Below are 14,090 nucleotides of genomic sequence, written 5' to 3' on the forward strand. Positions count from 1 at the left end.
ACATATCGCTTTGCAGCAGATTGCAAGGGAGGTCGGTAAGTGATAAGATACCAGCTTCAGCTCCCTTATCGGCAAGCTTTTGCTGATAATAGCGGGCAAGTTTAAGTGTATGACTTTCGGGCCGGTTTGTTGACGATATGATAGTGATCATTTATTTTAATTACTGGATTATTGAATTACTGATTTATTAACTGGTTATTATTTATTGAATTGCGAGATTAAGCTAATATGCCAATCTATAATTCAATAAACCACTAATTCAGTAACTAAATTGTTTGTAAATTGACGAAACCTGTGGATTTCGGAATTGTTTTAAATCCGTATCTTTATCACCAGATTAAAAACTTTACGAAAGTAGAAATTTCTGATTCTATTTTACGTTGTTATAAATCATTGTAATATAAATTTTAAAATATAGAATGAGTAAAATAATTGCTTTAGCCAACCAGAAAGGTGGAGTAGGGAAAACTACATCATCTATAAATCTGGCCGCCAGCCTGGCCGTATTAGATTTTAAAACTTTGTTGGTTGATGCTGATCCACAAGCTAATTCAACATCGGGTATTGGTTTTGATCCCCGTAATATCAAGAATAGTATTTACGAGTGTATCATCAACCAGGTTGATCCTCATGAGGCTATTCAAAAAACAGAAACACCTAACCTTGATCTGCTACCTGCACACATAGATCTTGTGGGTGCCGAAATTGAGATGATCAATTTAAGCGGACGCGAGTATAAGATGAAACAGGTGTTTGATGCTGTGCGTGATGAATATGATTTTATTATTATTGACTGCTCACCTTCATTAGGTTTGATCACCATAAACGCTTTAACCGCGGCCGACTCGGTAATTATACCGGTGCAGTGCGAATACTTCGCGTTAGAAGGTTTGGGCAAGCTTTTAAATACCATCAAAATTGTTCAGTCGCGCTTAAACCCGCAGCTGGAGATTGAAGGTATATTGCTTACCATGTACGATGTGCGCCTGCGCCTGTCAAACCAGGTGGTTGACGAGGTAAAGACGCATTTTGAAGACATGGTTTTTGATACCATCATTCAGCGTAATACCCGGCTTAGCGAGGCGCCAAGCTTTGGCGTATCTGTAATTATGCACGATGCAACTTGTAAGGGCGCGATAAATTATTTAAACCTGGCCCGTGAAATTATTGAGAAGAACGGCCTCACCAAGGATACGGCAGCAACAGCCGCAGTAACAGTGTAAATAAATGAGTAGTGAAAGAAGAAATGCCCTGGGCAAAGGATTAAGTGCGCTGTTGAATGACTCTGTAAACGTACAACCTTACAACAAAACCAAAGACCACGATAAAGATAAAGAGGCTACAACATCGGCCGTTGAAGTTAACAGCCTGGGGTCGGTAAATGAGATACAACTGGCAGAAATTGAGGTAAACCCATTTCAGCCACGTACAGATTTTGATGAGCAGGCCCTGGCCGAGCTTGCCGATTCCATCAAATTACAGGGGCTTATACAACCCATCACGGTAAGGCGTGTTAACGCGCATAAGTACCAACTGATTTCGGGCGAGCGCCGTTTTCGTGCCTCTAAAATAGCAGGCTTAACGCAAATACCGGCTTACGTACGCACTGCCAATGATCAGCAAATGCTGGAAATGGCCCTGATCGAGAACATTCAGCGCGAAAACCTGAATGCTATTGAGGTTGCCTTGAGCTTTCAGCGTATGATTGAGGAATGTAACCTGAAACAGGAAGAACTGGGCGGCAGGGTAAGTAAAAACCGATCGACAGTTACCAATTACCTGCGTTTACTCAAATTGCCGCCAAGCATACAGGCATCTATACGAGATGGCGAACTGAGCATGGGGCATGCCAAGGCTTTGATTACCATTGAAGACCCTGCCAAACAATTATATTTACATCAACATATCATTCAGCAAGGTTTATCCGTTCGTAAGGTGGAAGAACTGGTTCGCGAGATGCAGAAATCGCCGGTAAAAAAAGAAGGCAAACAGCCTGAACCGGTGAGTTATCAACTGCAAAAAATACAGGACGATCTGGCTTCAAAGTTTAGCACACGGGTAAAACTAAAAGTAGGCAGCAAGGGTAATGGCGTTATCGAAATACCATTTTTATCAGAAGATGACCTGGGCCGTATCCTGGAGATGCTGGATTGGTAAAATGCACAGATACATAGTAACGTTTTTATGGTTAAGCACTTTAACTATTGCGGCATTTGCGCAAACCGGTGCCGATAGTTTAAGTAAGCGATATCCTTCGGGTTCGTTTGCACCACCTATAAAAGAAAAACGTTATCATCCGGATAGTACACATAGGCCGCATACAGCTGTTATGCGGTCTTTATTTTTACCGGGTCTGGGTCAATTATATAACCACCGATGGTGGAAACTGCCCATAATTTACGGCGGCTTAGGACTTATGGGGTCGGCAGCTATCGCTAATCAAAAACAATACAACAGGTATTCGGCATTGGCTATATTACAACGCGATGTTGATCCGTCATCGCCCAAAAGCCCGCATTATGCTTTATACAAGAAATACAAAACCGACTACAAGTATTTTAAGGATCTGCCGCCCGATCGAATAACAGGTCAGGCTAACTACTTTCAACGTTACCGTGATTTAAGTATATTAGGGGTTTTAGCATTCTGGACAATAAACACACTTGATGCTTATATTGATGCTAAATTCATCAATAGTTTTAGTGTTGATAATAATTTAAGTATTAACCCAGTTAGTAATGCAGGAAAAGCACCGGCGTATGCTGCAAGCAATGTAAACGGGTTTAATCCGGGTTTGAGAATTACCTTTGTTATGAGGTAATTTGGGGTTTTAACATTATCACAAAATATTAAATATTGTATTTATAAAATGTATAAATTTTTGTTGATCACTGGCTTTGTTATGGTATTTACCTTTGTGGCTCGTGCGCAGGGGATAGATACTTCTGCGGCACGCAAGGCAGATACGGTAAAAAAGGCCTCCAATACGGCACCAGGTTCTTTTGCGCCGCCTATCAGGAAGGAAAAAGCCTATCATCCGGATAGTTTACATAGCCCGCATAAAGCCGTAATGCACTCTTTGATGATACCGGGATGGGGCCAGATATATAATCACCAGTGGTGGAAGGTGCCTATTATTTATGGTGGTATTGGTTTGTTATTTTCGGCAGTAATATTTAACCAGAATTATTATAACCAGTTTGTAACACTTTCCAGATACAGGCAAAGAGGGGTGGCTCCAACTCCTGGTCAGCCATATTATAATGAATACATATTATATCAGCAAAATGGAGTACCCGATCAAAACATATATGATAGTGTTGATGCCTACAGACGTAACCGCGATTTAAGTATTATGGGTATTGCGGTTGCTTGGGGTATCCAAACTATTGATGCCTACATTGATGCTAAGTTTAAGCACTCGTTTACGGTTGATAATAATTTATCAATGAAAGTTACTCCGGGCATGATCGGTCAGCCGCTTTACGCGCAAAGTGCTAATAGCTCGTTTATTCCGTCGGTAAAAATTACCTTTACGTTTTAAAATAATAGTATCAAGTAGTTAGTATCAAGTATCAAGATAGCTTCAACCTTTAGCATAAAGAGTTCCAGTAATCTTGATACTAACTACTTGATACCTGATACTAACTACGCGATACTAAAAATTAAATAATGAAAATAGCATTACTGGGCTATGGAAAAATGGGCAAGATCATCGAAAAGATCGCCATTAGCCGCAAACACGAAATTGTATTAGCCGTAGGTGTTGAAAACCTGGAAGATCTGACCATCGAAAACCTGCAAAAGGCTGATGTTGCTATTGAGTTTTCAACCCCGGGATCGGTAATAAGTAATATTGAGCACTGTTTTACAGCCGGTGTGCCTGTTGTGGTAGGTACAACCGGTTGGTATGATCAATTGCCCGAACTGAAACAACGGTGTGAGCAAGGTGACCATACTTTATTGTATGGGTCAAATTTTAGCGTTGGGGTTAATGTGTTTTTTCATGTTAATAAGCTGCTGGCTAAAATGATGAATAATTACCCGTATTACGATGTACAGGTTGAAGAAATTCACCATATGCAAAAGCTGGATGCGCCAAGCGGTACGGCTATAACCATTGCCGAGGGCATTCTTGAAAACCTTGATTCAAAATCTGAATGGATCAATGTGTTAACTACCGACGATAAAAGTGATGAAGAGCAGGCCGCCAGCGACCAATTGCTAATAGAATCAATGCGTATTGACAGTGTGCCGGGCACGCACACGGTTATCTATGATTCTGAAGTTGATACCATTGAATTTAAACATACCGCACACAACCGTAACGGTTTTGCCCTTGGGGCTGTACTTGCCGCCGAATGGGTACACAACAAAAAAGGTTTTTACTCGGTTGAGGCTATGTTTGATTTTAATAGCTAAGCTTTAATAGGAGGATACTATTGGCTACTTAGATCAGGTGGTGCAGATATTTGTATAATGTGATTTATTTTATAGTAACATATAGCTTACACAACAGTCATAGGGAATAAAAAATAAATACATACATTCGAAAAATCTGCACATTTCGAAATTTGCACATCAGCCATTATATGAACTGGAAATTCTGGAAAAAAAATAAAAGCGAAACAAAAAAGAAAAAAGGCGCCGTACGTGAATGGGCCGACGCCATTGTTTTTGCAGTTATAGCCGCTACCCTGATACGTACCCTTTTTATTGAAGCCTATGTGATCCCAAGCGGATCAATGGAAAGCTCTCTTTTAATAGGCGACTATCTGTTTGTAAGTAAGGTAAATTATGGGGCCCGTTTACCTATAACACCGGTCGCCTTTCCATTTACGCATCATACTATGCCCATATTGGGTACAAAAGCCTATTGGGATGGTATTCAGTTGCCTTACTATCGTTTGCCCGGCTTCAGCGATATCAAAAAGGGCGACATTGTTGTTTTTAACCAACCGATGGAAGCCGATTCGCCGTTATACCGCCCGGTTGATAAACGCGAAAATATTATTAAACGCTGCCAGGGTACTCCCGGCGATACTTTAAGTGTAGTGGATGCCCAGGTTTACATTAACGGAAAACCCGAAGCTACTGCCACGCACGGCGAAATGGCCTACAATGTAAAAACGGATGGCAGTCAGCTTAACCCGCAGGTGATCAATGATCTGCATTTAACCGATATGGCTTATTTTACTGATAATTCAGGGTTTAGGGTGAATACCACGGTAGAGTCGGCCAAAGCGTTAAAGGGATACTCTAACATTAAGTCAGTTACGCCTGATATTAGCCCTAAAGGTGTGGCCGATACCTTAAATCCTGTTTATCCGGTTAAATATCCACGATATAAAACAACAGCCAATTTTCCTAATTATACCTGGAATATAGATAATTACGGTCCTATCATTATCCCTAAAAAAGGATGGACGGTAAAGCTGGATAGCTTAACTATTCCGGTGTATGGCCGGGCTATTGAAATTTATGAGCACAATAAAGTGAAGATTGTTGGTCATGATATTTTTATAAACGATAAAAAAGCGGATACTTACACTTTTAAAATGAACTACTACTGGATGATGGGTGATAATCGCCATAATTCAGAAGATTCGCGCTTTTGGGGCTTTTTACCCGAAGATCACGTAGTGGGCAAGGCGTTATTTACATGGATGAGTATTGACAGTACAGCATCTTTTGTGAATAAAATACGCTGGAACAGATTATTTAGAGGAATACATTAATTAAACTAATAACAACAAGTGAATATTATACTCGCTATTATACTGCTGGTTATACTGCCTTATGTAGGTTTCTGGAAATTGTTTGAAAAGGCCGGCAGGCCGGGTTGGGAAGGCGTAGTACCCGTGTACAATGCATATGTAATGATAAAACTTTGCGGGCGGCCAATGTGGTGGTTTATACTGGTATTAATACCTGGTTTAAACATATTGGTGTTGATTGGTATTATAGTAGATTTTGTAAAATCATACGGTAAGTTTAGCCTGCTTGATCATATTTTAGTTGTTGCCCTGCCATTTATATTTTTACCTAAATGGGGGTATGATAAAAATACCAAATACCTGGGTGCTTCGGCCACCCTGCAGTTTAGGGAGAAATACAAAGTGGCACTTAAAAAAACAGCCACACGCGAATGGGCCGATGCTATTATATTCGCGGTGATAGCTGCTACACTTATCCGTACCCTTTTTATTGAAGCTTATGTGATTCCCAGCGCATCAATGGAAAGTTCATTATTAATTGGCGATTACCTGTTTGTAAGCAAAGTAAATTACGGCGCCCGCTTACCCATGACGCCCGTTGCTTTCCCTTTTGCGCATCATACTATGCCGCTGATAGGTACTAAAGCATATTGGGATGGAATAGAATTGCCGTACTATCGTTTACCCGGTTTGAGCAATGTTAAAAAAGGTGATGTAGTGGTATTTAATTACCCGATGGATGCCGATTCGCCGTTATACAGGCCTGTTGACAAACGCGAGAACTATATTAAACGTTGCCAGGGTACACCAGGCGATACACTTAGCGTAGTAGATGCGCAGGTGTTTATAAATGGCAAAGCCGCGCCAACTCCGCCTCATGGCGAAATGGGTTACACCGTACAGTCCGACGGCAGCGAGCTTAATCCACAACTGATCAATGATCTGCATTTGGAAGATCTGGCGCCGGGTATCAACAATACTTTTACTATTAATACTACGGTAGCTTCGGCAAATACTTTAAAGGGATATTCAAATATTAAATCAATAGTCCCTACGCTGTCGCCAAGAGGGATGGAGGATCCGCTGTACCCTGTTTACCCGGTAAAATTCCCGAACTATAAAATAACCCCCAACTTCCCTAAGTTCACCTGGAACCTGGATAACTATGGCCCTATCATCGTACCTAAAAAAGGGTGGACAGTTAAGCTGGATAGTTTAACCTTCCCGGTTTATGGCCGTGCTATTGAGATATATGAAGGCAATAAAGTACAGGTAGAGGGTAACAACATCCTGATCAACGGTAAAAAGGCAGATAGCTACACCTTTAAGCTTAACTACTATTTTATGATGGGGGATAACCGCCACAATTCAGAAGATTCACGTTTCTGGGGATTTGTACCGGAAGATCATATTGTGGGTAAGGCCCTGTTCATTTGGATGAGTATGGATGATAACGCCTCATTCCTGAACAAGATCAGGTGGAGCAGGTTGTTTAATATTATACATTAAGGTTTAGAACCGCTGAAATAAAAAATGCCCGATTATGATCTATAACCGGGCATTTTTATTTCTTATGGTAACCATGTACGTTCAATATTGTCATTGCGAAGAGGAACGATGAAGCAATAGCGAACTGCACAAATCACTCTGTAAAGTTCGCTATTGCCACGCTATCGCTCGCAATGACAAGTATTTTAAGGTATTTGTAAGCTTCATTACTGGAGCAAGTATGAAGGGATGGCCGGGCGGTAGCTACTTGTGTCTACACATAAGGCAAACTGTAGCTCCTGCTTCATACTTGCGCCAGAAGAGGCGTCTTTTTTACCCATGTGTTTTTTGTCATTCTGAGCGATAGCGAAGGATCTGTTATGCGATATGAATAGTTTTACAATAGAGTCTTCGTTCCTCAGAATGACAAGTTTTTATTGCATGATTACAAACTCGTTGCAGCATATCCCTATTCCCCTTTTAGCGGATCAACTCCAAACCTTTCTGCCAAAATATTCAGATCGGTTACTACAGCGTCAACCAATGGAATGCCATGTATGGTACGGTGTAGTTCAGCTTCGAGCTCAGGTTCGCCGGGGATGACCACCTTTTGTGATTCGTCAACCGTGGCTGATGCTTTAAAACGTTCTATCCAGTTATCCAGGTGTTTTTTAAACTCATCAACAGGCCTGAAACCATCAACCCGCATAGCCCCCACAAAATGCCCTATACCCTGGCCTACCGGATTGGCCGGCGGATCAAGAAAAGCTACAAACGGAGGCACCCAGGGCCCATAGTTAGCACCCGATAGCACGGCTGATAAAATATCAACTGTAGCGCTCAACCCAAAACCTTTATGACTGCCGTGGTCACGGTCGCCGCCGAGGGGTAGGAGCGCACCGCCAGTTTTTAAAGCATGCGGGTCGGTAGTATAATTTCCGGTTTTATCCTGTATCCAGCCTTCTGGTACTTGTTTACCCAAACGCTGGGCAATTTCCAGTTTACCGTTGGCTGCGGCAGAAGTAGCCAGATCAACTACTACGGGCGGATATTGCCCTGCCGGGAAAGCGTAACACATGGGGTTGGTACCTAATAAACGCTCACTCGAAAAGGTTGGCGCTACCAACGGACTGGCATTGGTCATGGCAAAGCCTATCATATCTTTTTCTACCGCCATTAGGGCGTGATAGCCCGCAATACCAAAATGGTTGGAGTTACGTACTGATACCCATCCCGAGCCATAAAGTTCAGCTTTTTTGATAGCTACCTCCATAGCGAAGGGAGCAACAACCAGTCCCAGGCCCGCGTCGCCATCAACGGTGGCTGTGGTGGGCGTTTCATGCACTATTTGGATGTTGGGTGTCGGGTTAATGCGATTCTTCTCCCACAGGCGTACATAGCCACTAAGCCGGGCCACCCCGTGCGAATCAATACCCCGAAGATCTGATCGTAATAAAACATCAGCCGCCAGTGTGGCGTGCTCGGTACTGCAACCAATGGCTAAAAAAATATTTTCTGTAAAAACGCGCAGGGAAGAGGAGCTTACAAGCATAGGTATAATAAATAAGATGTGCGGATGTGCAAATTTCAGATGTGCAGATACTTTTTCCCGAAGTGCAAACGCTAACAGCTGCATATTTGTACTTCTGAAATCCGCATATTTCTGTGCGCTAAATATATCAATTATTCGATAGCTCTTCTCTCAGCTCATTTCGGCTATTTCTTTGATCAAGGCGTTACGTTTTTCCAACAGGCGGGTCATGTAGTCATTCAGAAAAATGATATCGAATATCATACCTACCGGCGATTCAAACCGGAAAATATCTTTCATAAGGGTTTGAGCGTTGATGGAATAAAAATAATGCTCGTGCCTCATGTTTTTAAAGGCACCCTTAACCATTTCGTCGGTAAAAAAGTTAGGGTACTCCATCTCCGTGATTTTTGAAGTGAGAGTTTGCCAAACGCCCAGGTGTTTTGCCCGCCAGGTAACAGTTTCATTAAGTTCAATGAGACCACTGGTACGGCCGGCTATGGCTTTTTCGCCGGTTTGGCGGGTTGACAACATATGCACATCGATATTACGCGCCAAATTAAAGCATTTGCCAATTGGGGCGTTAATATGGGTAACCAATTCAATTACAGGCATACACGATTTAGGGATTATAAAGGATTAACAGGATTTTTACTGCCTATAGCTGATAAAATCCTGTTAATCTATCAAAGTCATATAATCCTGCTTAGAATTCAGCATTTTTTGGGAACCTCGGGAAAGGTATCACATCGCGGATGTTGCCCATTCCGGTTACAAACAGCACCAGGCGTTCAAAGCCCAGTCCGAAACCGGCATGCGGGCATGAGCCAAAACGGCGGGTATCTAAATACCACCACAGTTCATCTTTCGGGATGCCCATTTCGTCCATTCGTTGCTCCAGTTTATCCAGGCGTTCCTCACGTTGCGAGCCACCCACAATTTCGCCAATGCCCGGGAATAAAATATCCATAGCACGTACGGTTTCGTGGCCGTTGGCGTCAACCTCGTTCTGGCGCATATAAAATGCTTTGATATCTTTAGGGTAATCTGTCAGGATCACCGGTTTTTTAAAGTGTTTTTCAACCAGGTAACGTTCGTGCTCACTCTGCAGGTCGGTTCCCCAGCCTTCAACCAGGTATTGGAACTTTTTCTTTTTGTTCGGGGTCGATTCTTTCAGGATCTCGATAGCCTCGGTATAGGTAAGGCGCTCAAAATCATGGTCTAAACAAAATTGCAGTTTTTCAAGCAGTGTCATTTCTGAGCGCTCGTTCTGTGGTTTTTGTTTTTCTTCTTCCTGCAGGCGCTGGGTTAAAAATTCAATATCTTCAGCGTTTTTATCCAAAGCGTATTTGATCACGTATTTTAGCATGTCCTCGGCAAGGTCCATGTTGTCGTCCAGATCATTGAAGGCTACTTCAGGCTCAATCATCCAAAACTCGGCCAGGTGGCGGGTAGTATTAGAGTTTTCGGCACGGAAGGTTGGGCCGAAAGTATAAATATCGCTTAGGGCCATAGCACCAAGCTCACCCTCTAACTGACCAGATACAGTAAGATTAGTTGATTTACCAAAAAAGTCCTGTTTGTAATCAACCTCGCCGGTATCTGTTTTAGGTACGTTAGCCAAATCAAAATTGGTTACGTGGAAAGCCTCACCAGCTCCCTCAGCATCTGACTGGGTAATAACTGGCGTATGCAGATAGACAAACCCACGCTCGTTAAAAAACTGGTGTACCGCGAATGCCAGACTATGACGTATCCTGAAAATGGCGCCAAAAGTGCTGGTGCGAAAACGCAGGTGAGCGTTTTCCCTTAAAAACTCCAGGCTATGCTTTTTAGGCTGGATAGGATATTTTTCAGGATCACTATCGCCTAATATTTCAATATCGGTAGCTATAACCTCAACAGTTTGGCCTTTGCCCTGTGATGCTACCAGTTTACCCACCACACTTATCGCGGCACCAACAGTAATGCGTTTTAGCAAGACAGGGTCGGTGTTTTCAAAATCAACAACAATTTGAATGTTATTATTGGTTGAGCCATCATTCAAAGCAATAAAACGATTAGAACGGAATGCACGTACCCATCCCTTAACTGTTACATCAACATCGGTTTGCTGGCTCTGCAGCAATGCTTTGATCTTTACTCGCTGGCTCATATATTATATATTTTTTAGAGCCGCAAAAATACAATTAATTATGTAAAGCAACTTTGAATTTTCCGCTTAAAAAGCCAATGCCATCCTGCTTGCTATGGTGCCAGGTTTGCAGCAGGTCATTGTTGTATTACCGCAGGTTGAATAACTGAACTTAGTTACGTATCTGTACCCTGAAATTTCCGTTTGAAAATCGAAGTGTGTCGGGATGGGTATTGGCTGGGTTATCAAAGGTTTTAATGAATCTGATATTAAATGTTCCGGTTATGAAATTGTTAGTTCTATCATAATTTATAACGGTAGCTTTATTTGAAAACAGACTGTCCATTTTGTAATCACTCACTCCAACATCCTTTCCAACGGTGTTAAAATATATTGTGCGCTTACCGTCAAGGTTATAAGTACCGGCATCGGTTGCTTTGAAACTGATCCTCAGATTTTCTTCAAGTCCCATTTCGTTACGATCACTATAGGCATATATGCTGATAATGTCATCTTTTACGGGCAGCTCTGACGAAAATGCACTCCATGTTTTGTTGTTTTTTACGGCATTTACTGATACGATAGGCGTGGGCACCATACAGCAGTTTTTGCGCTGGCATTCAGAAAAAAAGTAAAATAAGCGGCAGGAGTAATAATGTTTTTTTCATGATATAGGTTTTATAACCTTTACGGCCTATGGCATTGTTTTGATACATTGATGTCAAAATAAACAGCCGCATTGGTTTGTATAAGTGATAATTAATAGGGTATTGCGTAAGTTTGCCATCAATTTATTATCGTTGACATGAATCCTAAACTAAGCCTGGCTACTGGCATTTTATGTATATCGTTTTCGCCAATATTTGTAAAGCTTGCCGGGGTTCAGCCCATTACCACAGCTTTTTACCGGGTGTTTACAGCCTGGGTATTCCTGGCGCCTTACTGCCTCGCGAAGATAAACCTGAAAATTGCCCCTAAGGACCTGTATATGGCCATATTGGGCGGGCTTATATTTGCGTCAGATATCGCGGTGTGGAATATTTCCTTACAGCATATCAGCGCAACGGTTTCAACCCTGCTGGCTAACCTGGCGCCCGTTTGGGTGGGTTTGATCAGCTTTTTTATACTGCGTAAAAAATCGGGCTTGTTGTTTTGGGCGGGTACCTGTGTAGCTATGCTGGGCATGGTTATACTGGTGGGTTATCAAAACATTGTGCACCTGCAGTTTAATATTGGTATTATACTGGCGCTGCTGGCCAGTTTGTTTTATGCCATTTATATCGTGATTACCAATAATATTTTGAAGCGGGTAGGCACCTTGTCATTCATGTTTTACAATATGCTGGCAGCAAGTGTGTTTTTATTGGTTATTGGTATTTGGCAGGGTAATAATTTGGTAAGTTTTTCTTTAAATTCCTGGCTATGCTTTTTGGGGATGGGGCTGTTGTGCCAGCTAACTGGTTGGATCACGATTAATTATTCGCTTAAGTTTTTAGAAGGAACCAAGGTATCTATCGCCTTGTTAGGGCAAACGGTAATGGCGGGCATTATGGCTGTGTTTTTATTGAATGAAACCTTGTCGGCCAAGGAGATCATAGGCAGCGTTATTATATTGGCCGGTATAGCCATAACATTTTTAAAGCCACGCAATCAATTAAATAAATCTGTATCTTGAGGTTTATTAATTATCATTTGATGATTTGCCCTACATTTGCATTTAGCGCATGATCATAAAATCCACTATCGACCGTATTATGGAAGCCACCGACATTGTGGAGGTGATAGGGGAATTTGTGCAGTTAAAAAAGCGCGGAGCTAACTACGTGGGCTTGTCGCCCTTTGCTAATGAGCGTACTCCATCGTTTACGGTTTCACCGGCAAAAGGCATATTTAAAGATTTCTCTACCGGCAAAGGTGGTTCGGCAGTTACGTTTTTAATGGAGCTCGAAAAATTCAGCTATCCTGAAGCGCTGAAATGGCTGGCCAAGAAATATGGCATAGAAGTAGAGGAAACCGTTGACGCGCCGGAAAACCGCGAGGAAGAGCAGCGCCGCGAAAGCCTCATGATCGTAACGGGCTTCGCATCCAAATTTTTTCATGAAAGTTTACTGGATACCGAAGAAGGTAAAAATATAGGCCTGAGCTATTTTAAAGAACGCGGTTTTACTACCGAAACCATTAAAAAGTTTGAGCTCGGTTATTCACCCGATCAATGGGAGGCTTTTACCGGTACAGCCATTAAAGAAGGCTACAAAGAACAGTTTCTGGTTGAAAGCGGATTGTCTGTTAAGCGTGATAATGGTTCGCTGTATGATCGTTACCGCGGCAGAGTAATGTTTCCGATACATAGCTTTACAGGCCGTGTAATTGCTTTTGGCGGCCGTACGCTCAAAAAAGATAAGAACGTTCCCAAATACGTTAACTCGCCTGAGTCTGAAATATACCATAAATCAAATGTGCTTTATGGCTTGTATTTCGCTAAAAAGGCTATCAGGGATGAGGATAACTGTTACCTGGTTGAAGGTTACGCAGATGTACTTTCGGTGCATCAGGCTGGTATAGAAAATGTGGTAGCATCATCAGGTACTTCACTAACAGCTGAACAGATCAGGCTGATAAGCCGTTTTACCCAAAATATCACCATTTTATATGATGGCGACGCGGCCGGTATCAAGGCATCGCTGCGCGGGTTGGACATGATACTGGAAGCCGGACTTAATGTAAAAGTGGTTTCTTTCCCGGATGGGCATGACCCCGACTCCTATGTACGGCTGGTGGGTACCAACGCGTTTAAAAAGCATATAGAGGAAAGTAAAAAGGACTTTATCCTGTACAAGGCCACCCTGCTTTTAAAAGATGCCGGGAATGATCCGATCAAGAAAGCTGAGATCATCCGCGAAATTGTGGAGAGTATAGCCAAGATACCCGACTCTATCAAAGCTTCGGTTTTTATAAAGGAATGCAGTTACCTGTTGCAGATAGATGAGCGCTCGCTGCTATCTGAATTAAATAAAATGCGCCAAGCCAAGGCAAAAAAGGATGGTCAGCAGCAACAGCAAAGCTCACGATTTAATGAGCCGCCGCCTGATGAGCCCAACTTTTTTGATGAACCTGAAATAAAGGAAGCAAAGGACGAAAGTGCCCAGGAAAAGGAGATTATCAGGCTTTTGCTGCTTTACGGCAACAAAATGATTGACTGGGATGGCATTGCCAATACTTA

Annotated in this window: 14 protein-coding genes; 9 read left to right on the forward strand and 5 right to left on the reverse strand. The window is 42.3% G+C overall.

What is annotated here, in order from left to right; genetic code table 11:
• The coding region (locus AAGC65_RS19935) for an NAD(P)H-dependent oxidoreductase (protein WP_343114231.1) at positions 1–151 on the reverse strand (151 nt) is incomplete at its 3' end.
• 268 nt (positions 152–419) lie between these two features.
• Between AAGC65_RS19935 and AAGC65_RS19940 the strand changes: the two genes are divergently transcribed.
• The 7 genes from AAGC65_RS19940 (at position 420) to lepB (AAGC65_RS19970) (ending at position 7,226) form a co-directional block, all read left to right on the forward strand.
• Positions 420–1,223: an AAA family ATPase gene (locus AAGC65_RS19940; protein WP_343114219.1), complete on the forward strand. Its 804-nt coding sequence runs from the start codon at positions 420–422 to the stop codon at positions 1,221–1,223.
• Positions 1,224–1,227: 4 nt separating this feature from the next.
• The gene (locus tag AAGC65_RS19945; RefSeq protein ID WP_343114220.1) at positions 1,228–2,157 is read left to right on the forward strand and encodes a ParB/RepB/Spo0J family partition protein; all 930 of its coding nucleotides are present in this window, start codon (positions 1,228–1,230) and stop codon (positions 2,155–2,157) included.
• 1 nt (position 2,158) lies between these two features.
• Positions 2,159–2,821 (forward strand): DUF5683 domain-containing protein, encoded by a 663-nt coding sequence (locus AAGC65_RS19950; RefSeq protein ID WP_343114221.1) that lies wholly within the window; start codon positions 2,159–2,161, stop codon positions 2,819–2,821.
• A gap of 48 nt (positions 2,822–2,869) precedes the next feature.
• Positions 2,870–3,544: a DUF5683 domain-containing protein gene (locus tag AAGC65_RS19955; RefSeq protein WP_343114222.1), complete on the forward strand. Its 675-nt coding sequence runs from the start codon at positions 2,870–2,872 to the stop codon at positions 3,542–3,544.
• 128 nt (positions 3,545–3,672) lie between these two features.
• Complete coding sequence (gene dapB / locus AAGC65_RS19960; RefSeq protein WP_343114223.1) at positions 3,673–4,422, forward strand: 4-hydroxy-tetrahydrodipicolinate reductase; 750 nt, start codon at positions 3,673–3,675, stop codon at positions 4,420–4,422.
• 170 nt (positions 4,423–4,592) lie between these two features.
• On the forward strand, positions 4,593–5,738 hold the full coding sequence (lepB, locus tag AAGC65_RS19965) for a signal peptidase I (RefSeq protein ID WP_343114224.1): 1,146 nt from the start codon (positions 4,593–4,595) through the stop codon (positions 5,736–5,738).
• A gap of 18 nt (positions 5,739–5,756) precedes the next feature.
• Entirely contained in the window at positions 5,757–7,226 is a 1,470-nt protein-coding gene (gene lepB / locus AAGC65_RS19970; RefSeq protein ID WP_343114225.1) for a signal peptidase I, read from the forward strand.
• 448 nt (positions 7,227–7,674) lie between these two features.
• Here the strand turns inward: lepB (AAGC65_RS19970) and AAGC65_RS19975 are convergent, their stop codons facing one another.
• The 4 genes from AAGC65_RS19975 to AAGC65_RS19990 all read right to left on the reverse strand — a co-directional run bounded on the left by AAGC65_RS19975 (position 7,675) and on the right by AAGC65_RS19990 (position 11,468).
• Positions 7,675–8,757 carry an Ldh family oxidoreductase gene (locus AAGC65_RS19975; RefSeq protein WP_343114232.1) on the reverse strand — a complete coding sequence of 361 codons (1,083 nt, stop codon included), beginning with the start codon at positions 8,755–8,757 and terminating at the stop codon, positions 7,675–7,677.
• 150 nt (positions 8,758–8,907) lie between these two features.
• Positions 8,908–9,351, reverse strand: coding sequence for an SRPBCC family protein (locus tag AAGC65_RS19980; protein WP_343114226.1), 444 nt, complete (start codon positions 9,349–9,351; stop codon positions 8,908–8,910).
• 91 nt (positions 9,352–9,442) lie between these two features.
• Complete coding sequence (asnS, locus tag AAGC65_RS19985; RefSeq protein ID WP_343114227.1) at positions 9,443–10,891, reverse strand: asparagine--tRNA ligase; 1,449 nt, start codon at positions 10,889–10,891, stop codon at positions 9,443–9,445.
• Positions 10,892–11,042: 151 nt separating this feature from the next.
• A complete protein-coding gene (locus tag AAGC65_RS19990) occupies positions 11,043–11,468 on the reverse strand; it encodes a DUF6252 family protein (RefSeq protein WP_343114228.1) in 426 nt (141 codons plus the stop codon).
• A 207-nt stretch (positions 11,469–11,675) separates the two neighbouring features.
• Here AAGC65_RS19990 and AAGC65_RS19995 point away from each other — a divergent pair, with 207 nt between their 5' ends.
• A complete protein-coding gene (locus AAGC65_RS19995; protein ID WP_343114229.1) occupies positions 11,676–12,545 on the forward strand; it encodes a DMT family transporter in 870 nt (289 codons plus the stop codon).
• Between the two features lie 49 nt (positions 12,546–12,594).
• Positions 12,595–14,090, forward strand: a 1,496-nt coding sequence (dnaG, locus tag AAGC65_RS20000; protein WP_343114230.1) for a DNA primase, incomplete at its 3' end; no start/stop codon positions are given.

Origin of the sequence: Mucilaginibacter sp. (assembly GCF_039207105.1) — a bacterium.
Taxonomy (GTDB): Bacteria; Bacteroidota; Bacteroidia; order Sphingobacteriales; family Sphingobacteriaceae; genus Mucilaginibacter.